This window comes from Pseudaquabacterium terrae (genome assembly GCF_013266755.1).
Lineage (GTDB): Bacteria > Pseudomonadota > Gammaproteobacteria > Burkholderiales > Burkholderiaceae_C > Pseudaquabacterium > Pseudaquabacterium terrae.
Map to the genome: position 1 here is coordinate 408,520 of NZ_JABRWJ010000004.1, position 20,248 is coordinate 428,767.

The 20,248-nt window shown below is 71.0% G+C and carries 21 protein-coding genes; 11 read left to right on the top strand and 10 right to left on the bottom strand.

Features of this window, described 5'->3' with window-relative positions:
* Window positions 1-63: 63 nt before the first annotated feature.
* Window positions 64-531: a hypothetical protein gene (locus HLB44_RS14500; RefSeq protein WP_173123637.1), complete on the top strand. Its 468-nt coding sequence runs from the start codon at window positions 64-66 to the stop codon at window positions 529-531.
* A gap of 12 nt (window positions 532-543) precedes the next feature.
* Complete coding sequence (locus HLB44_RS14505) at window positions 544-717, top strand: hypothetical protein (RefSeq protein ID WP_173123639.1); 174 nt, start codon at window positions 544-546, stop codon at window positions 715-717.
* An 80-nt stretch (window positions 718-797) separates the two neighbouring features.
* Here HLB44_RS14505 and HLB44_RS14510 read toward each other — a convergent pair whose 3' ends face one another.
* Complete coding sequence (locus HLB44_RS14510) at window positions 798-2,006, bottom strand: glycosyltransferase family protein (RefSeq protein WP_173123641.1); 1,209 nt, start codon at window positions 2,004-2,006, stop codon at window positions 798-800.
* Window positions 2,007-2,122: 116 nt separating this feature from the next.
* On the opposite strand from HLB44_RS14510, the gene HLB44_RS14515 reads away from it, so the two are divergent.
* Window positions 2,123-2,776 (top strand): hypothetical protein, encoded by a 654-nt coding sequence (locus HLB44_RS14515; RefSeq protein ID WP_173123643.1) that lies wholly within the window; start codon window positions 2,123-2,125, stop codon window positions 2,774-2,776.
* A 62-nt stretch (window positions 2,777-2,838) separates the two neighbouring features.
* On the opposite strand, the gene HLB44_RS14520 is transcribed toward HLB44_RS14515, so the two are convergent.
* The 3 genes from HLB44_RS14520 to HLB44_RS14530 all read right to left on the bottom strand — a co-directional run bounded on the left by HLB44_RS14520 (window position 2,839) and on the right by HLB44_RS14530 (window position 8,784).
* On the bottom strand, window positions 2,839-5,430 hold the full coding sequence (locus HLB44_RS14520) for a PAS domain-containing hybrid sensor histidine kinase/response regulator (protein WP_173123645.1): 2,592 nt from the start codon (window positions 5,428-5,430) through the stop codon (window positions 2,839-2,841).
* Window positions 5,431-5,454: 24 nt separating this feature from the next.
* Entirely contained in the window at window positions 5,455-8,439 is a 2,985-nt protein-coding gene (locus tag HLB44_RS14525) for a chemotaxis protein CheB (protein ID WP_217283659.1), read from the bottom strand.
* 111 nt (window positions 8,440-8,550) lie between these two features.
* Entirely contained in the window at window positions 8,551-8,784 is a 234-nt protein-coding gene (locus HLB44_RS14530) for a hypothetical protein (protein ID WP_173123647.1), read from the bottom strand.
* A gap of 123 nt (window positions 8,785-8,907) precedes the next feature.
* On the opposite strand from HLB44_RS14530, the gene ku reads away from it, so the two are divergent.
* A complete protein-coding gene (gene ku / locus HLB44_RS14535) occupies window positions 8,908-9,834 on the top strand; it encodes a non-homologous end joining protein Ku (RefSeq protein WP_173123649.1) in 927 nt (308 codons plus the stop codon).
* Window positions 9,835-9,840: 6 nt separating this feature from the next.
* On the opposite strand, the gene ligD is transcribed toward ku, so the two are convergent.
* Both ligD and HLB44_RS14545 read right to left on the bottom strand, forming a co-directional pair.
* Window positions 9,841-12,099 (bottom strand): DNA ligase D, encoded by a 2,259-nt coding sequence (gene ligD, locus HLB44_RS14540; RefSeq protein WP_173123651.1) that lies wholly within the window; start codon window positions 12,097-12,099, stop codon window positions 9,841-9,843.
* A gap of 6 nt (window positions 12,100-12,105) precedes the next feature.
* Complete coding sequence (locus tag HLB44_RS14545) at window positions 12,106-12,561, bottom strand: hypothetical protein (RefSeq protein ID WP_343051327.1); 456 nt, start codon at window positions 12,559-12,561, stop codon at window positions 12,106-12,108.
* A 178-nt stretch (window positions 12,562-12,739) separates the two neighbouring features.
* Here HLB44_RS14545 and HLB44_RS14550 point away from each other — a divergent pair, with 178 nt between their 5' ends.
* A complete protein-coding gene (locus HLB44_RS14550) occupies window positions 12,740-13,375 on the top strand; it encodes a type 1 glutamine amidotransferase family protein (RefSeq protein WP_173123655.1) in 636 nt (211 codons plus the stop codon).
* A gap of 4 nt (window positions 13,376-13,379) precedes the next feature.
* Here HLB44_RS14550 and HLB44_RS14555 read toward each other — a convergent pair whose 3' ends face one another.
* Window positions 13,380-13,571: a hypothetical protein gene (locus HLB44_RS14555; RefSeq protein WP_173123657.1), complete on the bottom strand. Its 192-nt coding sequence runs from the start codon at window positions 13,569-13,571 to the stop codon at window positions 13,380-13,382.
* Window positions 13,568-14,416: a mechanosensitive ion channel family protein gene (locus tag HLB44_RS14560; protein ID WP_173123659.1), complete on the bottom strand. Its 849-nt coding sequence runs from the start codon at window positions 14,414-14,416 to the stop codon at window positions 13,568-13,570. The genes HLB44_RS14555 and HLB44_RS14560 overlap by 4 nt, the downstream gene beginning before the upstream one ends.
* Window positions 14,417-14,536: 120 nt before the next feature.
* Between HLB44_RS14560 and HLB44_RS14565 the strand changes: the two genes are divergently transcribed.
* The 5 genes from HLB44_RS14565 (at window position 14,537) to HLB44_RS14585 (ending at window position 18,689) form a co-directional block, all read left to right on the top strand.
* A complete protein-coding gene (locus HLB44_RS14565; protein ID WP_173123661.1) occupies window positions 14,537-14,809 on the top strand; it encodes a hypothetical protein in 273 nt (90 codons plus the stop codon).
* Window positions 14,810-14,917: 108 nt separating this feature from the next.
* Window positions 14,918-15,430: a hypothetical protein gene (locus HLB44_RS14570; RefSeq protein WP_173123663.1), complete on the top strand. Its 513-nt coding sequence runs from the start codon at window positions 14,918-14,920 to the stop codon at window positions 15,428-15,430.
* An 84-nt stretch (window positions 15,431-15,514) separates the two neighbouring features.
* On the top strand, window positions 15,515-16,021 hold the full coding sequence (locus tag HLB44_RS14575; protein ID WP_173123665.1) for a CBS domain-containing protein: 507 nt from the start codon (window positions 15,515-15,517) through the stop codon (window positions 16,019-16,021).
* A gap of 132 nt (window positions 16,022-16,153) precedes the next feature.
* Entirely contained in the window at window positions 16,154-16,627 is a 474-nt protein-coding gene (locus tag HLB44_RS14580) for a PAS domain-containing protein (RefSeq protein ID WP_173123667.1), read from the top strand.
* A 46-nt stretch (window positions 16,628-16,673) separates the two neighbouring features.
* Complete coding sequence (locus tag HLB44_RS14585; protein ID WP_173123670.1) at window positions 16,674-18,689, top strand: PAS domain-containing hybrid sensor histidine kinase/response regulator; 2,016 nt, start codon at window positions 16,674-16,676, stop codon at window positions 18,687-18,689.
* Here the strand turns inward: HLB44_RS14585 and HLB44_RS14590 are convergent.
* Together HLB44_RS14590 and trhA are read right to left on the bottom strand one after the other, a co-directional pair.
* On the bottom strand, window positions 18,671-19,129 hold the full coding sequence (locus tag HLB44_RS14590) for a hypothetical protein (RefSeq protein ID WP_173123672.1): 459 nt from the start codon (window positions 19,127-19,129) through the stop codon (window positions 18,671-18,673). The two genes, HLB44_RS14585 and HLB44_RS14590, sit on opposite strands and share 19 nt — an antisense overlap.
* Before the next feature lie 13 nt (window positions 19,130-19,142).
* On the bottom strand, window positions 19,143-19,778 hold the full coding sequence (gene trhA, locus HLB44_RS14595) for a PAQR family membrane homeostasis protein TrhA (protein WP_246312260.1): 636 nt from the start codon (window positions 19,776-19,778) through the stop codon (window positions 19,143-19,145).
* Window positions 19,779-19,861: 83 nt separating this feature from the next.
* Here trhA and HLB44_RS14600 point away from each other — a divergent pair, with 83 nt between their 5' ends.
* On the top strand, window positions 19,862-20,248 hold the full coding sequence (locus tag HLB44_RS14600; RefSeq protein WP_173123676.1) for a phosphopantetheine adenylyltransferase: 387 nt from the start codon (window positions 19,862-19,864) through the stop codon (window positions 20,246-20,248).

The following is a 20,248-nucleotide window of genomic DNA, read 5'->3' on the forward strand; positions in this document are numbered from 1 at the left end:
ACGGCACGCCGTTTGCCCTTCCGATGGATCCCCTCCGACAGACGAACTTGGGAGCCTGACACCATGGCCAACGAATTCCCGACCCAGACCTCGAACCCGACCACGACCCCGACCGGCAGCAACACGGGCGTCAGCCGCAGCACCGGGCCCCTCGGTTCGCCGACGATCACGCCGGCCGCGGGCGTTGCACCGAGCGGCCTGCAGAGCACGGCTTCGGCCAAGCCGATCGGCGCCGATGGCACGCCAGGCGGCGCGACCCCGGCCACCGGCGACGCCACCACCGAGCGCACGCTCGAGCGTGCGGTCAAGGCGACGCACGAAGCGGTCGACCGCGCGGCCGGCTCGGTCGAACAGGCTGCCGACAAGCTGCGCACGAGCATGGACAAGCTCAATTCGCTTGAGCAAGAATGGGCCGAGACCTTGCGCACGCGCGTGCGCGAGCATCCGCTGGCCAGCTGTGCCGCGGCACTGGCGGTCGGCCTGATGATCGGCCGCATCAGCGCACCGTCGCGTCACGACCGCCGGGAGTAACGGAGTCCACAGATGAGCAAGCTGCCGCACCGGCCGGGTCCGGATCCGGACCCGGGCCCGCAACCGCCGCCGGCGCCCGATCCGGGCGAGCGGCTGGAGCACGGCTCGACGCCGGTGGTGCCGGAAGACCTCGAGTCGCTCGAGGACGACGCACTGCAGCACCGCCACAAGCGCGAGCCGGCCTGAACAAGCGCGAGCCGGCCTGAACGAGCGCGAGCCGGCGTGAAATCGTCCGGCCGGATCGCCCGGCCGGACTCCCACTCTGATCAGCCCGGCGCCGCGCCCAATCGCGCGGCCGCAGGGTAGACCGCAACGGGCGGGGCCTGCATCACGGCGGCTTCTTCTTCCCGCTGCGCCAGCGCCTGCGTGATCTGCTGGTGCACCATCAGCGCGGTGCGGTCCCACGAGTGGGTCGACACGGTCGTCAGCATCTCCATCACGCGGCGGCTGCGCTCGCGCCGGGTTTCGGCGAGCGTCGCTTCGCAGGCGGCAATGAAGTCGGCGCAGCCGTGCGCCGTGCGCACCACGCTGCCGTACATCAGCACGACATCGGGCAGCGGCGTGCTGACCACCGGCTTCTCGCCGGCCAGGTACTCGAGCGTCTTGGTCGGACTGATCAGGCGTGTCGCGTCATTCAGCGCATAGGGCATCAGGCAGAGGTCCCAGCCGGCCATCAGGTAGGGCAGGCGGCCATAGGGCTGCAGCCCGAGCCAGTGGATGTTCGGCCGCTGCGGCAGCGCGGCGGCGTCGATGCCGATCACCGGGCCGGCCATCACGATCTGCCAGGCCGGCCGCGCGTCGGCCAGGTGGGCGAGCAGCCCGAGGTCGAGCCGCTCGTCGATGACGCCGAAGAAGCCCAGCCGCGGCCGCGGCAGCGCCTGCTGCAGCTCGTCGGCCTGAGCCGCCTGCGGGTCGGCGGGGTCGAGCCCCGCGGGCGAGAAATGCGACGCGTCGACGGCGTCGGGCAGGCATTGCACGTGCGCGTGGCGGCGGCGGCGCGACTCGTACAGCGCCGGCCCGCCGGTGAACACCAGATCGGCCCGCGCCAGCAACTGGTCTTCGAGCCGCCCGAGCTCCGGCGGCGCACCGTCGAGGGCGGCCAGATCGTCCATGCAGTCGTAGATCACCAGGCGCGGCGCCAGCGCCTCGGCCAGCGGCAGCGCGAGCGGCGTCGTCAGCCAGACCAGCGCATCGCGCAGCCCGTGCTCGCGCGCCGCAGCGGCCAGCAGCGCCGGCAGTTTCGGCTTGCCGGCGTCGGGCGCTTCGAGGAAGCCGCCGGGCTCGGCCAGCTGCGGCGCCAGCACGGTGACGCCCGGCGCCACGTGCCGCACCGCCAGCCGGCCGATGCCGTCGCCGGCCTGCGGTTCTTCGATGAACCGGATGTCGTAGTGCGCTGCCAGGCGCGTCATCAGGTGCCGGGGGCGCTGGCGTACGAACGACCAGCGCAGGTGGGAAAAGACGACCAGCGGTGTCATGGGGGCCTCGTTATGGCTGCAGTGCAGCGAGGCAATCGATGTGCCGAGCGACACCCTTGTTTGCAGGTTCCGGGCACGCCGTTTGCCACCTGCGCAATCCTGGAAGGAACCGCCCCATGAGCCTGTCTGCCACCCCCACCGCGACCGTCCAGCCGGCCGTCGTCGCCAGCTCCTTGCTCGCCCGCGGGCCGACCGCGGACGCGCCACCGGTCCAGGCGCCGCCGCCGTCGATCGTGCGCGCGCCCGCCAAGGCGCCGTCGATCGCGCGGTCGATGGCGGCGATGCGTGCCGACCTGATCGTGCAGTACCAGGCCGGCGAGCCGGAGCAGCGTTCGGTCGAGCTGCGTTTCTGGGGCGAGCAGCAGCAGCTGATGGCGCACAGCCGCGGCCCGCGTGAGCACGACAGCGAGACCCGGCTGCTGCCGCTGACGCACGACGGCAAGCGCTCGGCGGTGGTGACCGCGCTGCGCGGCCTGGCCGCGCTGTATTTCGGCCCCACCGGCCTGTTGCCGCGCATCATCGGCGACCCGGACTGGACCACTGCCACGCTGACGCTGCAGTCCGACAGCAGCGACGATGCGCAGGTGCTGTTGCAGGTGAACCTGCGCATCGACGGCCCCAACGGGCTGCGCGCGCACGTGCGCCACTCGATGCCCGACGTGGCGCAGGCGGGCCCCGTGTCGCTGATCCTGCGACCGGGTGATGCGGATCCGCTGCACGCGCTGCTGCGCGTCGGCTTCGGCACGGCACCCTGGCAGCTCCCGACATGATCTTCTGAAGAAAACGACGCGCCCGCCGGGCCCGAGGCCGGCCCGTGCCCGCTGTCGCCCCGTCAGCCGGGCAGCAGCTTCAGCACCGCTTCGGCCTCGATTGGCTTGACCAGGTGAGCGTCGAAGCCGGCGGCGCGCGCGCGCTGGCGGTCTTCGTCCTGGCCCCAGCCGGTGCAGGCGATCAGCAGCACGCGCTCGCCCCAGGGTTGCGCGCGCAGGCGGCGGCAGACCTCGTAGCCGTTCAGGTCCGGCATGCCGATGTCGATCACCGCGACATCCGGCCGCCATGCTTCAGCGGCCTCCAGGCCGCTCGAGCCATCGAAGGCGCTGCGCACTTCGTGGCCGTTGAGCGCCAGCACCATCGCCAGCGTGCGCGCGGCATCGGCGTTGTCGTCGATCACCAGGATGCGCAGTCCGTGCGCCGCTGCCGCCGGCAGGCCGCCCGGCATGGTCTCGGCGGGCCGGTCGGCCGCGTGGTGCACGATCGGCAGCCAGACGATGAACTCGCTGCCGCGGCCGCGGCCCTCACTGCGCGCCTCGATGCGCCCGCCGTGCAGCTCGACCAGCCCGCGCGCCAGCGACAGCCCGATGCCCAGGCCGCCGTGCGAGCGCTCGAGCGAGGGCTCGAGCTGCGCGAACATGTCGAAGACCTGCGGCAGTTGCGAGGGATCGATGCCGATGCCGTTGTCCTTGACCCGGATCGCCACCTCGTCGCCTTCGCGCGCGACGGCGAGCCGGATCTCGCCGCTCGAGTCGGTGTACTTCGCGGCGTTGTTCAGCAGGTTGGCGAAGACCTGCGTCAGCCGCGTCAGGTCGCCGTACAACGGCAGCGCTTCGCTCGGCACCTCGAGCTGCAGCGTCTGGTGGTGCTGCTCGATCAGCGGCCGCGTCGTCTCCACCGCCTGCTCGATCGCCTGCTGCAGCAGGATGCGGCGGCGCCGCAGCTCGATGCGGTTGCGCGTGACGCGGCTGACATCGAGCAGGTCCTCGAGCAGGTGCGTCATCTGCACCACCTGGCGCTCGATGATGTCGCGGCACCAGGCCACCTGGTCGGGTGCATCGGCGCGCTGGCGCAGCACGCCCACCGCATTGCGGATCGGCGCCAGCGGATTGCGCAGCTCGTGCGCCAGCGTGGCGATGAAATCGTCCTTGCGGCGGTCGGCGACCTTCAGCGATTGTTCGCTGGCGTGCAGCTCGTCGATCAGGCGCGTGCGCTCGAGCATCGCCGAGACCTGGTCGCACACCGTCTGGATGACCTGCAGGTCACCCTCGCGCAAGCGCTGGCGCGTCGTCGACACGAAGGCCGCGACGCCGATCACCGCGCCGCCCGCCAGCAGCGGGAATCCAGCAAAGCACTGCGCCCCTTCGGCCTGCAGGTGGTGGGCCTCCGTCATCGGGCTGTCCTGCAATTGCTCGACGATCAGCGGCGTGCGCTGGCGCACGATCAGCCCGCACAGGCTGCCGTCGACCGGAACCTCGTTCAAGGGCCCGCGGCGCTCGGGGGGCAGGCCGTGGCAGCCGACCAGCGCCAGCCTGTCGGGGTTCGCGCCGCGGCTGTAGTTCAGGTAGATCTCGCTGCCGATCGCCAGCCGCACGCGGTCGAACAGCTCGTGCTGCGTTTGCGGCGCGCGGTGGTCGCCCATGATCAGCGACTGGCCGGCCTGTGACAGCAGGTCGAGCTGGCGCAGCCGCTGGTGCAGCGCGCGCTCGCCGCGTTTGCGATCGGTGATGTCGCGCGCGATCAGCGACGAACCGATGACCTGGCGGTTGTCGTCGAGGATCGGCGACAGGCTCATCGACACCGGCAGGCGGTGCCCGTCCTCGCGCCGGCGCTCGGATTCGACATGCGACAGCCGCTCGCCCGTGCGCAGCCGCTGCAGCAGGCGCAGCTCTTCGCCGCGGCGCTCCGGCGGCACCAGATCGTCCATCGTGCGGCCGATGATCTCGCGCGCCGGCACGCCGAACAGCCGCTCGGCGCCTTCGTTCCAGGCCGTGACGCGGCCTTGCAGGTCGCGGCCGATGATCGCGTCCTCCGACGAGTCGACGATCGCTGCCAGCCGCGCGCCGCGCTCGCGCATCGCCATGCGCTCGGTGGTGTCGATCAGCGCGGCACGGCACTGCGACTGGCCGGTGCCGTCGTCGGCGACCAGCGCGATCTGCAGGTCGACGAAGCGCAGCGCGCCGTTGCCCACGCGCAGCCTCAGCTCGGCCAGCTGCGCGCCGACGCCGCGCAGCAGCGTCGAATAGGCCCGGTGGTAGGCCGGCCGGTCCACCGGCTCGATCAGCTCGACGAAGTGCAGCCGCAACAGCTGCTCGATCGTGCGGTCGAGCAGCGCCGCCGCGCGCCCGTTGGCCTCGACGATGCGGCCGTCGAGCTCGAACGTCAGGTAGGCGACCGGCGCATGCTCGAAGAGACCGAGGTAACGATCGCGCGAGGCTTCGAGCGCGACCTGCGCCTGCCGCAGCTGCTCGTTCTGCATCTCGAGCTCGATCTGGTGCACGCCGAGCTCATGCACCAGCTGCGCGATGTCCGCCGGCTCCAGCTTCGTGATGCGCCGGCGCAGCAATTCGGCAACGCGGCTCTCGGCTTGCACGCGCAACTCGTCGAGCGCCGCGGGCAGCGACTCGGAGGCGGTGCCGGGCAGCTCGTTCATGCGGCGCTTGGTCGTGTTCCGGGACTAGCGCGGCAAGGCGGGCGCCCCGTTGCCGTGCGGGAGATTGAAGGACAGCGCGAGCAGCGAGCTCGGCTGGCCGTCGCCGTCGCGGATCGCGCTGATGCGCTCGTGCGTGGCCACGCGGCTGCCGTTCTTGCGCACGCAGCGCTTGTCGAGCTGGAAGTCGGGTCCGCCCTTGATCAGTTTGTCCACCTGGGCCTGCAGCGCCGGCAGGTCCTCGGGATCGGTGACGTCGCGCAGCCGGCGCTGCAGCAGTTCGTCGCGCGTGTAGCCCAGCGCCTCGCACAAGCGGTCGTTGACGAACAGGAAGCGGCCGTCGAGATCCATCTCGCTGACGCCGGCAAAGGCCTGGTTGATGAAGACATTCAGGCGCGCTTCGCTCTTGCGCAGCGCCTGGTCGATCTTCTTGCGCTCGCTGATGTCGATCAGCGTGACCACCGCACCCTCGATCAGGTTCTCCATCGTGCGGTAGGGCCGGATGCGCATCAGATACCACATGCCGGCCTTGATCTGGATCTCGGCTTCCTTGGGCACCAGCGTGTCGAGCACCTGGCGGATGTCCTCGACCATGTGGTCGTAGCGCACCAGGTTGTTGACGACGTGCTCGAGCGGCCGGCCGATGTCCGACGCGATCAGGTTGATCACCTGCGTGGTCGACGGCGTGAAGCGCGCGATGCGCAGCTGGTGGTCGACGAACAGCGTGCCGACGCCGGTGCCGGCGAGCAGGTTGTTCATGTCGCTGTTGGCGCGCGAGAGGTCGGCCACCTTGTCCTGCAGCTCGGCATTGACGGTCGACAGCTCTTCGTTGACCGACTGCAGCTCTTCCTTCGAGGTCTCGAGCTCCTCGTTGGTCGACTGCAGCTCCTCATTGACCGATTGCATCTCCTCGTTGGTCGACTTCAGCTCCTCGTTGGTGGTTTCCATCTCCTCGAGCGTGGTCTGCAGGTACTCGTCCTTCGCGCGCAGCTCCTGCTCCAGCGCGGTGACGCGGTCGTCCTGGTCGGTCTCGCCGGGGCCGGCCGCGCGCTGGTCCTGCTCAGGTGTTTCCTCCAGGATCACCAGGTAGACCACCGAGGCCGTGCTGCCGGCGCCGATGTCGACCGGCCGCACGACCAGCCTGGCGTTGATGGGGTGGCCGTTGGCCTGCACGCGCAGCCCGTCGTAGGTGACCGCGGTCTTGTGCGCGACCACCTTGTGCAGCGCGATCGTCAGCTCGCGGCGCAGGCCGTCGCGGGCCATCGACAGCACGTTCATCGCCGCATCGCCGGCGGCGGGCTCGAGGAACTGGCCGGTGCGGCCGCGGATGTGCAGGATCTGGCCGCGGCTGTTGACCAGCACACAGGCCTGCGCGTAGTGCGACAGCAGCGCCTGCTCGGTGATGCGACGCAGGTTGCCGATCTCCGCGTCGGCGGTCGGCTGCGCGACCACGCGGCGGTCGTTGTGGTCGAACAGCGGCGGCACGAAGTCGACCAAGGCCGGCCGCGCCGCGCCGGACTCGGTGGCCAGCCGGTGGTAAAGCTTCCACTTGCGGTCGACGACGGAAAACAGCCGCGCGCTCTCGCCCACCGTCTCCGAGCTGCCGAGAAACAGCGCGCCGCCCGGCACCAGCGCGTAGTGGAACAGCGGGATCAGCTTCTTCTGCACCTCGGCGTTCAGGTAGATCAGCAGATTGCGGCAGCTGATCAGGTCGAGCTTCGAGAACGGCGGGTCCTTGATCACGTCCTGCGCCGAGAACACCAGCAGGTCGCGGATGTGCTTCTGGATGCGGTAGGTGCCGCGCTGCGGGTCGTGCGTGAAGAACTGGTTCAGACGGTCCGGGGTGATGTCGTCGGCGATGCTGGCCGGGAACACGCCGGCGCGCGCCTGCTCGATCGCGAGGGTGTCGATGTCGGTCGCGAAGACCTGGACCTTGAACGAGCGCTTGAGCTCGATCATCGCCTCGTACAGCAGCATGGCGATCGAATACGCCTCCTCGCCGGTCGAGCAGGCGCAGACCCAGACGCGCACCGTGTCGTGCGCCGACTTGTCGGCCACGATGCGCGGAATCACCTTCTCCTCGAGCAGCTTGAAGGCCTCGGGGTCGCGGAAGAAGTTGGTGACGCCTATCAGCAGGTCGCGGAACAGCGCCTCGACCTCCTGTGGGTTCTCGCGCGCATGGTGCAGGTAGTCCTCGGGCTGCTCGATCTGGTGCAGCGCCATGCGGCGCTCCATGCGCCGGATCAGCGTGGTTTCCTTGTACTGCGAGAAGTCGTGGCCGGTCTTCGCGCGCAGCAGCACGCAGACCTTCTTCAGCACCCCCTCGCGCGACGGCGGCGCGACGGCGCGGCGCTGGAGGTCGAAGGCATGGCGCGCATAGGCGATCAGCTGCTGCGCCATCTCGGCCGGCGGCAGCACGCAGTCGACCATGCCGGTGGCGATCGCGCTGCGCGGCATGCCGTCGTATTCGGTCGACTCGGGCGCCTGCGCGATCACCAGGCCGCCTTCGCCCTTCACCGCGCGCAGGCCGAGCGTGCCGTCGCTGCCGGTGCCGGACATCACGATGCAGATCGCGCGCTCGCGCTGCGCGGTGGCCAGCGAGCGGAAGAAGTGGTCGACCGTCAGCCTCAAGCCGCGCGGCTCATGGTGCTGGGTCAGCCACAGCGCGCCGTCGGAGAAGGTCAGGTCGTGGTTCGGCGGAATGATGTAGGTGCAGTCGGGCTGCACCTTCAGGCCGTTGGCGGCCTCGACCACGTCCATCCGGGTATAGCGGCGGATCAGGTCGGCCAGGATGCTCTTGTGGTCCGGCGACAGGTGCTGGACGATCACGAAGGCCATGCCGGTCTGGCCGCTGTCCGGCATGCCGGCGAAAAAGGCCTCGAAGGCCGCCAAGCCACCGGCCGAGGCGCCGATGCCGACTACCGGGAAGGCTGTCGACGGCGGCGGGGCGGGCGCTTCGGGCGCAGCTTCGACCGGCGAGGCAGCGGGTTCGACGGTGGTGGGGTCGGACACTCAGGCTCCCTCGGGACACGTGCGGCAGACGAGGCCGAATGTTAGGCCTTGGCCGCAGCACCGAGCGGAGGGTTTGCGCGGAGGCCGCGCCGGGCGTCCGCTCAGGACGTGTCAGGACGTGTTCACCACCGGTCCGGGAGTCGGCGTCTGGGTGCCGCGCACGGCGGGAATGCCGCCGCCTTCGCCCTCCCAGGTCTGCAGCGGCTCGGGCTTGGCGCGGCTCTTCTCGCGCAGCCGGCGCTGGTGGCAGGTTCTCAGGTCCATCCACATCAGCGCGAGGGCGCCGAACAAGGCCAGCCCGAGCAGGCTCGGCCGGTGGGATGCGTGGGCGTGCGTACTGAACATCGTGTCGCCTCCTGGCCACGGGCTGTGACCCGTGTTGCCGGGCATTCGGCAATCGGCATGCCGGGTTGCGCGGCATGCGGATTGCCGGCCCCGCCTTCTCAGGATGCTTTCGAAAGGCCCGCCATGCCCCGCGCCATCTGGAAAGGTGCGATCAGCTTCGGACTCGTGCATGTGCCGGTGGCGCTGTACCCGGCGTCGTCGGAATCGGGCATCGACTTCGACTGGCTCGACAAGCGCAGCCTCGACCCGGTGGGCTACAAGCGCATCAACAAGCGCACCGGCAAGGAGATCGAGAAAGACGACATCGTGCGCGGCGTGCAGGTCGAAGGCAGTGGCGACTACGTGCTGCTGTCCGACGACGAGATCGCCGCCGCCTATCCGAAGACGATGCAGACCATCGCCATCGAGCGCTTCGTGCGTGCCGACGAGGTGCCTTTCGTGCACCTGGAGAAGCCGTACTACCTGGAGCCCTCGGGACGCGGCGCCGACAAGGTCTACGCGCTGCTGCGCGAGGCGATGCTCGAAGAGAAGGTGATCGGCATCGCGCGCGTGGTGATGCATTCGAAGGAGCACCTCGCGGCGCTGATCCCGACCGGCCCGGCGCTGATGCTGAACACGCTGCGCTGGGTCGAGGAGATCCGGCCCTGGGACGAGCTGTCGCTGCCGCCCGAAGGACGCGGCGCCGCGAAGTTGAAGCCCGCCGAGCTGGAGATGGCCGCCAAGCTGGTGCACGACATGACCGGCCGCTGGAAGGCCGAGGAATTCAAGGACCAGTTCGCGGCCGAGATCCACGCGCTCGTCAAGGAGCGCCAGCAGGCCGGCAAGACGCACGTGATCGAGGCGCGCGAGGAGGCGCCCGAGACCAGCGCCACGGTGATCGACCTGGCCGAGCTGCTCAAGCGCAGCCTGGGCGAGCGCAAGGCGCCGGCGCGGGCGACAAAGGCCGAGGCCCGGGCCAAGACCGACGCTCCCGCCAAGAAGGCCAAGGTCGCCGAGAAGGCCGCCGCCAAGGCGCCGCGCCGCGCGCCGGCGGCCCGCAAACGGGCCTGAGCGACTTCAGGCCGCCGCTTCCTCCGCCGCCGTTGCCGCGGCATCGAAGCCGAGCCGCTTCATCGCCGCGGTGAGCCCCTGGCGGCTGGCGAAGAAGCCGTCCCACGGGTCGCGCGTCCAGCTGCGAACGTGCTCGGCGGCATCGGCGAGGGTCCAGTGCGCCCCGCTTTCCAGCGTGTCCAGCCGCTCCCATGACACCGGCATCGAGACGCCGAGCCCGGGCCGCGCGCGCGCCGAGAAGGCCACCGCCGTCGTCGCGGCAAGACCGTTGCGCAGGTAGTCGACGTAGATGCGGCCGACGCGGTTGGCCGGCCCGCTGGTGGCGACGAAGCGCTCCGGGAAGGTCCGCGCCAGGTGGCGCACCAGCAGGCGAGAGAAGCCGCGCACGACATCGGCCGGCCAGCGCGCGGCGATCGGCACGACGATGTGCAGCCCCTTGCCGCCGCTGGTCTTCAGCCACGAGCGCAGGCCCAGCCCGTCGAGCGCCGAATGCACCTCCAGCGCCGCGTCGCGCACCTGCGGCCACGCAACACCTTCGCCGGGGTCGAGGTCCAGCACCATGCGGTTGGGCAGGTCGACGCGGCGGCTGGCGGCGTTCCAGCCGTGGAACTCGACGACGTTCATCTGCACCGCGCCGACCAGCGCCTCGGCGCTGGTGATCTCCATCAGCGGCTCGTGGCCGGGCCACAGCACGGGGTCGAGCACGCGCAGCCCCGGTATGCGCAGCGTGCCGGCGTGGCGCTGGAAGAAGCGCTCGCCGTCGACGCCCTGCGGTGCGCGCAGCAGCGCCACCGGCCGGCCGCGCAGGTGCGGCAGCAGGTGCTCGGCGATGGCCTCGTAGTAGCGCACCAGGTCGAGCTTGCTGGCGCCGCTGGCCGCGTCGATGACCCGCTCCGGATGCGTGATAGGGATGCCGGCGATCACCGGCGCGCCGTTGTCGCCGCTGCCCGCAGGCGGCGGACCGGCCGGCGGTGCGGCCGGTGGCGGGTTCACATGGTGACCGAGCGCGCCGACTGCGGTGGCGGCGGCGCCGTCGAGCGTGGCTCCCGCAGCGAGCAGCGGCGGTTCGCGGTGCACCTGGCGCGGCGGCTTGTCGCGCCGCAGTCCCTGGTACACCGCATGGCGCACCAGTCCTTCGGGCGTCCATGCGCTGAAGCTGACCTCGGCGACCAGGCGCGGCCGCACCCAGTGCGGCCGGCCGCTGGCACCGCCGCGCGGATGGTGGCGCGTCTCGTCGCCGTCGAAGGGCGAGTGGCCGGTCTGGATCGCGGCGAGCTTGCGGCGCAGTTCGATGGCAGTCGTCAGGTCGAAGCCGGTGCCCACCCGCCCGGCCTGCAGCAGCCGGCCGTGCTCGTCGTAGTGGCCGAGCAGCAGGCTGCCGATGGCCTGCGCCGAATCGGCGCGGTCGGTGAAGCCACCGATCACGAACTCCTGGCGCAGCAGGCATTTCAGCTTCAGCCAGCTGTCGCTGCGGCGGCCGACGTAAGGCGCGTCCTGGCGCTTGGCGATCACGCCTTCGAGGCCCTCGGCGCAGGCGCGGCGCAGGGCGGACGGCAAGTCCTTGCCGAGGTCGGCGCTGAAGCGCACGCGGCTGTCGCCGCTGGATGCGTCGAGCAGGCCTTGCAGGCGGGCGCGGCGTTCACGCAGCGGCAGCGCGCGCAGGTCGGCGCCGTCGAGCCAGGGCGCGTCGAACAGCCAGTAGACGATCGGGTCGCTGTGTTCGCCGGGCCGCCCGTGCAGGCAGTCGATCGCCTCTTGCAGGCGATCGAAGTCGGCGTGGCCGCCGTCGCCGGGCACGACGATCTCGCCGTCGAGCCAGCTGCCGTGCGGTGCGAGCGCGCCGACGGTCTGCGCCAGCCTGCCCAGGCGTGCGGTCCAGTCCTGACCGCTGCGGGTCAGCAGGCGCACCGCGCCGTTTTCGTCGATGTGGGCGAGCAGCCGGTAGCCGTCGTACTTGGTCTCGGCGCGCCAGTCGCCGCCGACCGGCAGCCGCGTGCTGGCCAGCGCCAGCTGCGGCGACAGCTGCGTCGGCACGGCGGGGTGCTGGCGCCGGCGCGCCTCGCGCAACTCGTCGAGGTCTTCGAGCTTCGGCGGCAGCGGCCGCGGCGTGATGCGCGGCAGCGGTTCACCGCGGTCGAGGCGCGCGTGTGCGCGGTCGGGGAGGCGCGCCTGCGCGAGATCCGGGAGCCGCGCCTGCGCGCGGTCGGCATCTGCGGCGGCGCCGAATTCGCCGTGCGCCGGAACAACGTTCTGAAGGTCTGCCACGTTGCTTTAGCGCCGCGCGTGCGCCGTCTCGTGGCGGACCATCCGCTCTTCCTCGGTGCCCGAGGGGCTTTGCGAGTCGAGGCCGCGGTCGGGCGACTCGGCCACCTGCGGCAGGTCGTCGGGGTGCTCGATCAGCTCCTCGATGATGAAGCGGCCGTAGTACTGGCCCCGCTCGGCGCGCCAGGCGTGCGCGGTGTCGGCGATCTGCTGCGCCTGCTCCTGCCCCGGCGCCGCGACCAGCAGCCAATGGCGGCCCATCTCGGCCGCCGCGCGATGCGCCTTGCTCAGGTTGATCTCCTGGCCGATCGCGGCGAAGCCGCTGGCGGCCGCCATCTCCTTGTCGATCTGCTCGATCATCTGCCGCGGCGTGTACATCACGATGTCGGCGAGCGGCACGCCCAGGCGCTCGATCGCCTCGGCCGCACCTTCGAGATCACGCAGGTTGGCGAACTGGATCAACACATGCCCGACCGGTTTGAAAACACCGAAACTGGTCGGAGGGGACTGCTTGTCCATGATGAAAGGGTCCGCGAATGGCAGTGGTGGTTCGGCGTCTGGCAAGGGGCGTGCCCAAACCTTGCGCCAGGCCTGGGAACGGCACTTGCCGCCGCGCCGCACGATCCACGCCCGGGGCCACCCCATGCTGCAATTCGTCCACCTCTACGTCTTTCCCGGCTTCGCCGACTGGGAGCCGGCCTTTGCCACCGCCGGCATCCAGTCACCGCAATACCAGCGCGAGCCCGGCCGCTTCGAAGTGCGCACGGTGGCCACCGGCAGCGGCATCGTGCGCTCGATGGGCGGGCTGGCGCTGCTGCCGGACCTGGCCCTGTCGCAGCTGAAGGATGCCGACAGCGCGCTGCTGATCCTGCCCGGCGGCGACGGCTGGGAAGACCCGGAGCGGCACGCCGAGGCGCTCGATCGCGCCGGCGAGTTCCTCGATCGCGGCATCCCGGTCGCCGCGATCTGCGGCGCCACCGCCGGCCTGGCGCGGCGCGGCTGGCTCGATGCGCGGGCCCATACCAGCAATGCCCCGGCGTACCTGAACGGCACGGGCTACGCCGGCGCGGCGCACTACCGCGACGAGCCCGCGGTCAGCGAGGGCGGCCTGATCACTGCCGGCGGCATGGCGCCGGTCGAATTCGCGCGCGAGATCTTCAGCCAGCTCGAGCTGTACGAGCCGGCGGCGCTCGAGGCCTGGTTCAATCTCTTCAAGACCGGCAAGTCCGAGTACTTTGCGCGCTTGCAGCGCGCGGCGGAGACGCCGGTCCCCGGCTGACGCGTCAACCCCGCGGCACGTTCGGCGTGCCGCCGCGCGGCCGCCGCAGGCCCGCGCGCTCGTCGGGATCGTCGCGCTCGTAGTCGTCGCGCGGGCGCTCGTCGGGCGCCTCGCTGGTCGGGTCGATCCGCGGCGGCGGCGGCTTCGGCGACGGTGCGCCGTGCGGATTCGCTTCGGTGGGGGTCTTCGGCTTCATCGCAGCATCTCCTCGGGTCGGGCGGCCGGCTTCGGTGCCGGCGCGGGTCGGGTCTCCGGCGGCTCGCGCAGCACCCGCGCGATCGCCGCGTTCAACGCCGCGCTCAGGTCCTGGCGCGACGGCTCGTGCGCCGCATGCCACACCGCCAGCTCGACGGTGGGCTTTGGGCCGACGGAGGTCAGCAGCAGCTCCGGCGCCGGCGTGTCGAGCACGCGCGGCTGCTCACGCGCCGCGGCGACCAGCCGTTCGCGCAGGCGGCCCAGATCGGTGTCGCCGGCCAGCTCGACCGCGAGCCGCAGCCGCACCGGCCGGTCGAGGTAGCCGAGGTTGGTGACGTTGTCGGTGATGAAGCGCTGGTTCGGCACCAGCACCGCGACGTTGTCCGGGGTGACGATGGTCGTGCGCCGCGCGCCGATCTCGCGCACCACGCCGCTGACCCCGGCCAGCTCGATCGGATCGCCGACCTTGATCGGCCGCTCGAGCATGATGATCATGCCGCTGATGAAGTTGCTGATGATGTTCTGCAACCCGAAGCCGACGCCGACACCCACCGCGCCGGCGACGACGCCGAGCGCGGTCAGCCGGATGCCGGCGTTCTGCAGGATCAGCGCGAAGCCGAGCACCAGCACCAGGTAACGCATGACCGACGCGACCGCTTCGCGGGTGCCCAGGTCCATGCTCTGGAAGTGGCGCAGCGCGCGGTTGGCCAGCCATTGGCGCAGCCACGACGACAGCCACACCAGCGCGGCGGCGAACAGCACGACGCGCAGCAGCGTGCCGGCCGTGATCGAGGTCTCGCCGATGCGAAAAAGCACCCGCTCGAACCATTGGGTAAAGGAGTCCATCCGCGGCATCGGGCAAGGCCGGGGCCTGGCGCTAAAGCAGTTCGATGGGCATTGCGCTTGCCTCGTCGCTGCCGTCGGCGATTGAAGCGCCGGCTTTCCACAAACATCCAGGAGAAAGACATGCCTGACCAGAACCGTGATCAGCAGAAGGACCAAGCGCAAAAGCAAGGCAACCAGGCCGGCCAGGGCCAGGGCCAGCAGGGCCAGCAGGACCAGAGCCAGACCCGCCAGAAGCAGGACAAGGGACAAGGCGGCATGGCGCGCGACGACCAGGACCAGAACCGCAGCCGCGACGAGAGCGACGACAGCAGCCAGGGCAACCAGGCGAGCAACAAGCAGCAGCAGGGCGGCCAGGGCGGCCAACAAGGCGGCCAACGCGGTCGGCAAAGCTGACGCGTTAGAACGTTCCCTTCACCCCGGGAACGTCGTTTGCACTCGGTAGGCCGCAGGCCTGCCGGCGCGGCGGCATTCCCGGGGTGTCGTGTGAATGAAGCGGACGTCTTGTCGAGCGACGCACAGCGTCCGGGCGGCCCTGCCTGCAGTGCGCAGGCGCGGCTGCCGACCTACCAGGAACTGCTCGACGAGACCTTGGAGAACACCTTCCCCGCCAGCGATCCGATCGCCGCCGGCGCCGCGATGCACGCGTGCGAGCCGCGCACGACCGCGCGCGATCAATTCGACTGGACGCTGGGGCATGGCATCGCTGAGCCGGGCTGCGCCGAGCGATCGGCGCCGCAGCCCGCGCTGATCGCCGATCCGGCCTGCGGGCCGATCGCGCCACCGACGCTGACGGCGCTGTTTGCCCCGCTGTTGCCGCGGCCCGGGCGCGCCACGCCGCCGCTGCCCGACGTGCTGCCGGCGATTCCACACGGCCCCTGCGAGATCGAGCAGACCTCCGACGCGGCGACCGTGCGCTGGCAGCAGGACGGCCGGCCGCATGCGATGGTGCTGTCGCTCGGCGACTTGCAGCAGTTGATGGCCCGCGGCTTCATCCGTCGCGCCGACGCTGCGTAACAGGCGCGGCAATTTTTGCCGCAAGCGGCCCGCGGGCACGCCGTTTGCACTTTGTCTTTGGTGCCCTTCTCCAGGAGACATCCCATGACCCAGGTTTTGACCGTGATGACACGCGGCGTGCGTTCACTGAAGCCGAGCGACACGCTGGTGATGGCCGCGCAGGCGATGGAAGAGCTCGACGTCGGCGTGATCCCGGTGTGCCAGGACGACCAGCTGGTCGGTGTGGTCACCGATCGCGACATCGTGTTGCGCGCCGTCGCGCAAGGCCGGGCGGCCGACAAGACCGCGCTGTCCGAGGTGATGAGCCAGGACCTGTCCTGCTGCTACGAGGACCAGACGGTCGACGAGGTGCTGACGCAGATGCGCGGCGCGCAGATCCGGCGCGTGCCGGTGCTCGATCGCAACCGGCACCTGGTCGGCATGGTCACGCTCGGTGACGTGGCGGTGCGCTGCCACCAGGACAGCGAGGCCGGTGAGGCCCTGGAGGCGATCTCGCAGCCGTCGGCGCCGGATCGTTCCGGCCAGTCGCAAGCCAGCGGCGCGGCCGGCGGCGGCAATTCGACCGGAATGCCGCGTCGCGGCACGCATTGATGCCTCACCTTGCGCTGCGTCAGCTCCTGACCGCGACAAGCGAGAACTCCCGACGCGATGGGCGGTTGAGTGCGGGGGCCCAGCTGCCGAAAACAGCTGCATGCCTCCCTTCACCCACCCTCGTCGCGCGCCGTGACCCCGCCCGCATCGCTGCTGCCGGCCGCTCGCGAGATCGAGCGCGGCACGATCCTCGTCCTGACGCTCGACCTGCGCCAGCGCATCCGCTATTGCAGCCCGGCCATGGCGCAGGCGACCGGCTTTGCGCCGCACGAACTGGTCCGCGAGCCGTTGCAGCGCTTGCGCCATCCCGACATGCCGATGCGCGTGATGCGCGAGCTGTGGGAGGCGCTGGAAGCGGGGGTGGCCTGGGTTGCACCGTTCAAGCTGGCCTGCAAGGACGGCGGCCACTGCTGGGCGCGTGCGAGCTTCGCGCCGGTGGTCGATCGCCACGGCGGGCTGTCGATCGTTGTCGTGCTGACGCGCCCGGGTGCGATCCACGTGCGCGGCGCCGAGGCGCTGTACGCCGCGATGCGCAACCGCACCACGGCCTGGCTCGAAACGCTGGCCGCGCACCGCCGCGAGCTGCCCGACGTGCTGCGCTGGTAGCGCGGCGCGGCGCGGGGCCGCTCGGCCTTTCGCCTATGCTGCGCTGATGTCCGCGACCCTCCCGCCTCTGGCATTGCACGCACCGTCCGACGGCGAGGCTTCGGGCGCTGCGGCGTCGGCGTTCGTGGCCGCGCCGGCGCCACCGGACGACGCGCGCTTCCGGCGCCTCGTCGAAGGCGTGGTCGACTACGCGATCCTGATGCTCGACCGCGAGGGCCGCGTGATGACCTGGAACGTCGGCGCCGAGCGCATCAAGGGCTGGCGCGCCGACGAGATCATCGGCCGCAGCTTCGAGACTTTCTATCCGCCCGAGCAGATCGCCGCGGGCTGGCCGCAGGAAGAGCTGCGCCGTGCCGCCGCCGACGGCCGCTTCGAGGACGAAGGCTGGCGCGTGCGCAAGGACGGCACGCGCTTCTGGGCCAGCGTCGTGATCACCGCGCTGCGCGACGACGCCGGCGCGCTGCAGGGCTTCTCGAAGGTCTCGCGCGACCTGAGCGAACGCCGCCGCCAGCAGGAGGCGCTGCGGCAGAGCGAAGAGCAGTTGCGCCTGATGGTCGAATCGGTCAAGGACTACGCGATCTTCATGCTCGACCCGGAAGGCCGCGTGCTGAGCTGGAATGCCGGCGCGGCGCAGATCAAGGGCTACACCGCCGACGAGGTGCTGCTGCGCGACTTCTCGATGTTCTTCACCGCCGCCGACGTCGCGGCGGGCAAGCCGGCGCAGGAGCTGCGAACCGCCTACCGCGAGGGCCGCGCCGAGACCGAGGGCTGGCGCGTGCGCAAGGACGGCAGCCTGTTCTGGGCCAACGTGGTCATCACGACGGTGCGCGCCGCCGACGGCGAGCTGCGCGGCTTCGCCAAGGTCACCCGCGACCTGACGTCGCAGCGCCGGCTGCTCGAGCTCGAGCACGCCAGCCAGCGCACCAACGAGTTCATCGCCATGCTGGCGCACGAGCTGCGCAATCCGCTGGCGCCGATCCGCAACGCGGCCAACGTGCTGCAGCTGCAGCCCGCGCTGCCGGCCGCGGCGCTGCCGATGTGCCAGATCATCGAGCGCCAGATCGGCCACATGACGCGCCTGGTCGACGACCTGCTCGACGTCGGCCGCATCGTCAACGGCAAGATCGTCGTCGAGCGCGTGCCGCTCGACTACCGCGACGTCGTGCTGGCCTCGCTGGAGGCAGTGCGGCCGCTGGCCGACGCGCGGCGCCAGCTGTTGCTGCTGGGCGCGCTGCCGCCGCAGCTGCCGATGGTCGGCGATGCGACGCGGCTGGCGCAGGCGCTGCAGAACCTGCTGCACAACGCGGTGCGCTACACGCACGATGGCGGCGAGATCCGGCTGCTCGTGCGCGTCGAAGGCGCGAGTTGCGTGACCACGGTGAGCGACAACGGTGCGGGCATCGCGCCGGCCGCGCTGCACCGCATCTTCGATCTCTTTCACCAGGAGCCGAGCGACGAACGCCAGCCGTCGCAAAGCGGCCTGGGCATCGGGCTGAGCCTGGCGCGCTCGCTGATCGAGCACCACGGCGGCATGCTCAGCGCGCACAGCGCGGGCCTCGGCCGCGGCAGCACGTTCACGATGCTGCTGCCGCTGCGTGGCAACGACGGCACGGCCGACGCCGAACTCGCTGCCACGCCGCTGCCGGTGGCGTCCGCGCGGCGCGTGCTGGTGGTCGACGACAACCGCGACGCCACCGACACGATGCTGCGTTTCCTGCAGCTGCTCGGCCACCCGGCGCGCGGCGCCTACGATGGCGACGAGGCGCTGGCGATTGCCGAGCAGTTCAAGCCCGAGCTGGTGCTGCTCGACCTGAACATGCCGGGCGGCGACGGCTTCTCGGTGCTGCGCCGGCTGCGCACGCTGGACGGTGCGCCGGCCTTCATCGCCGCGATGACCGGCTACGGCCAGCCGAGTGATCGCCGCACGACGCACGAAGCCGGCTTCCAGGCGCACCTGACGAAGCCGGTCGGCGCCGAGCAACTGCTCGAGGTGCTGCGTAACGCCGCCGAAGAGAGTTACCGCACGCAGCAGCCCGGCACCGGTCAGCGCGGCGCGCCGTAGCCCTGCAGCAGCCGCCGGTGGCGGTGCGCGAATACCGCGCGGTACACCGGCAGCAAAGCCCAAGCCAGCCCCGGCACGCGGCTGTCGACGGTGACCCGGTCGGTCAGCAGGCAGCCGCGCGGCGTCGCGCCGGTGGAGCGTTCGTGGCGCCAGCGGCGGTGGGTCCACGAGGTCGATTCCTCGACGAAGCCGCCGGCCGGATCGATCGCCTGCAACTGCAGCGCATGGCGGTCGACCGGCAGCCAGCCGAACAGCAGCACCCAGCTGCGAAACAGCACGCGCCCGGTCTGCCAGGCCTCGAGCGGGCCGTCGCGCCAGGCCGGCGGCGCGGTCATGTGCACCAGCGGATTCAGCTCGTCGTTCACCGCCCGCATCGACATGCCGGACCAGAAGCGGTCCGGCGCGATCGCCAGCTCCGACTGCATCGTGAACTGCGGCATCAGGCGTACAGCATCAGGCGTACCACAGCGCAGCGAAGAAGTGGCAGGTGCTGCCGCCGATCACGAACAGGTGCCAGACGAAGTGGGCGTAGCGCAGCTTCGAATCGAGCAGGAACAGCACCGCACCGACGGTGTACGACACGCCGCCGGCGACCAGCCAGGCCAGGCCCGCCGGATCCATGCGTTCGATCAGCGGCACCGCCGCGACCAGCGCGACCCAGCCCATCGCGACGTACAGGCCGGTCGACCATAGCGGATGCTTCAGCCGGTCGAAGAGCTTGGCCGCGACGCCGAGCGCGGCCGCGCCCCAGACGATGCCGAACAGCGTCCAGCCCCAGGCGCCGCGCAGCACGCCGAGCACGAAGGGCATGTAGCTGCCGGCGATGAACAGGTAGATCGACGCGTGGTCGAGCCGGTTGAGCCAGCGCTTCGCGGTGCCGGCCGGCAGCGCGTGGTACAGCGTCGACACGAGGTACAGCACGATCGCCGTGCCGGCGAACAGGCTCGCGGCGACGATATCGGCCGCGCCGCCGCGCAGCGCGGCATGGTGCACGAGGATCGGCAGCGAGGCGACGGCCAGCAGGAAGCCGACGCCGTGGCTCAAGGCATTGGCGAGCTCCTCGCCGAAGGTCTGGTCACGAGCGTTCATGGGCCGGGATCGTAGACGATCGACCGTGACGATTACCTCGCAGGTCATCGCCACGCGCTTGCCGCGCGGCTACAAACGCGGCCATGCGCCTTTTCATCTCCGCCACGCTGATCCTCGCCGCCCTGGTGCACCTGCTGCCGCTGGCCGGCGTGCTGGGCTCGGCCCAGTTGAACACGCTGTACGGCATCCCGATCGCCGAGCCGAACCTCGAGCTGCTGATGCGACACCGCGCGGTGCTGTTCGGGCTGCTCGGCGGCTTGCTGCTGCTCGCCGCCTTCCGGCCGACGCTGCAGCCGGCGGCCTTCATCGCCGGCCTGGTCAGCGTCGGCTCGTTCCTGCTGCTCGCGCTGCTGGTCGGTGAGATCAATCCCTTGCTGCGGCGGGTGGTGATCGTCGATGCGGTCGCGCTGGTACTGTTGCTGGCCGGTGCGGCCGCCCGGTGGCAGGTGAATGCCCAGCTCGCGAAGTAA

Coding starts and splice junctions, on each gene's coding strand:
- HLB44_RS14500 (WP_173123637.1), top strand. CDS start 64: ATGGCCAACGAATTCCCGACCCAGACCTCGAACCCGACCACGACCCCG.
- HLB44_RS14505 (WP_173123639.1), top strand. CDS start 544: ATGAGCAAGCTGCCGCACCGGCCGGGTCCGGATCCGGACCCGGGCCCG.
- HLB44_RS14510 (WP_173123641.1), bottom strand. CDS start 2,006: ATGACACCGCTGGTCGTCTTTTCCCACCTGCGCTGGTCGTTCGTACGC.
- HLB44_RS14515 (WP_173123643.1), top strand. CDS start 2,123: ATGAGCCTGTCTGCCACCCCCACCGCGACCGTCCAGCCGGCCGTCGTC.
- HLB44_RS14520 (WP_173123645.1), bottom strand. CDS start 5,430: ATGAACGAGCTGCCCGGCACCGCCTCCGAGTCGCTGCCCGCGGCGCTC.
- HLB44_RS14530 (WP_173123647.1), bottom strand. CDS start 8,784: ATGTTCAGTACGCACGCCCACGCATCCCACCGGCCGAGCCTGCTCGGG.
- ku (WP_173123649.1), top strand. CDS start 8,908: ATGCCCCGCGCCATCTGGAAAGGTGCGATCAGCTTCGGACTCGTGCAT.
- HLB44_RS14550 (WP_173123655.1), top strand. CDS start 12,740: ATGCTGCAATTCGTCCACCTCTACGTCTTTCCCGGCTTCGCCGACTGG.
- HLB44_RS14555 (WP_173123657.1), bottom strand. CDS start 13,571: ATGAAGCCGAAGACCCCCACCGAAGCGAATCCGCACGGCGCACCGTCG.
- HLB44_RS14560 (WP_173123659.1), bottom strand. CDS start 14,416: ATGGACTCCTTTACCCAATGGTTCGAGCGGGTGCTTTTTCGCATCGGC.
- HLB44_RS14565 (WP_173123661.1), top strand. CDS start 14,537: ATGCCTGACCAGAACCGTGATCAGCAGAAGGACCAAGCGCAAAAGCAA.
- HLB44_RS14575 (WP_173123665.1), top strand. CDS start 15,515: ATGACCCAGGTTTTGACCGTGATGACACGCGGCGTGCGTTCACTGAAG.
- HLB44_RS14585 (WP_173123670.1), top strand. CDS start 16,674: ATGTCCGCGACCCTCCCGCCTCTGGCATTGCACGCACCGTCCGACGGC.
- HLB44_RS14590 (WP_173123672.1), bottom strand. CDS start 19,129: ATGCCGCAGTTCACGATGCAGTCGGAGCTGGCGATCGCGCCGGACCGC.
- trhA (WP_246312260.1), bottom strand. CDS start 19,778: ATGAACGCTCGTGACCAGACCTTCGGCGAGGAGCTCGCCAATGCCTTG.
- HLB44_RS14600 (WP_173123676.1), top strand. CDS start 19,862: ATGCGCCTTTTCATCTCCGCCACGCTGATCCTCGCCGCCCTGGTGCAC.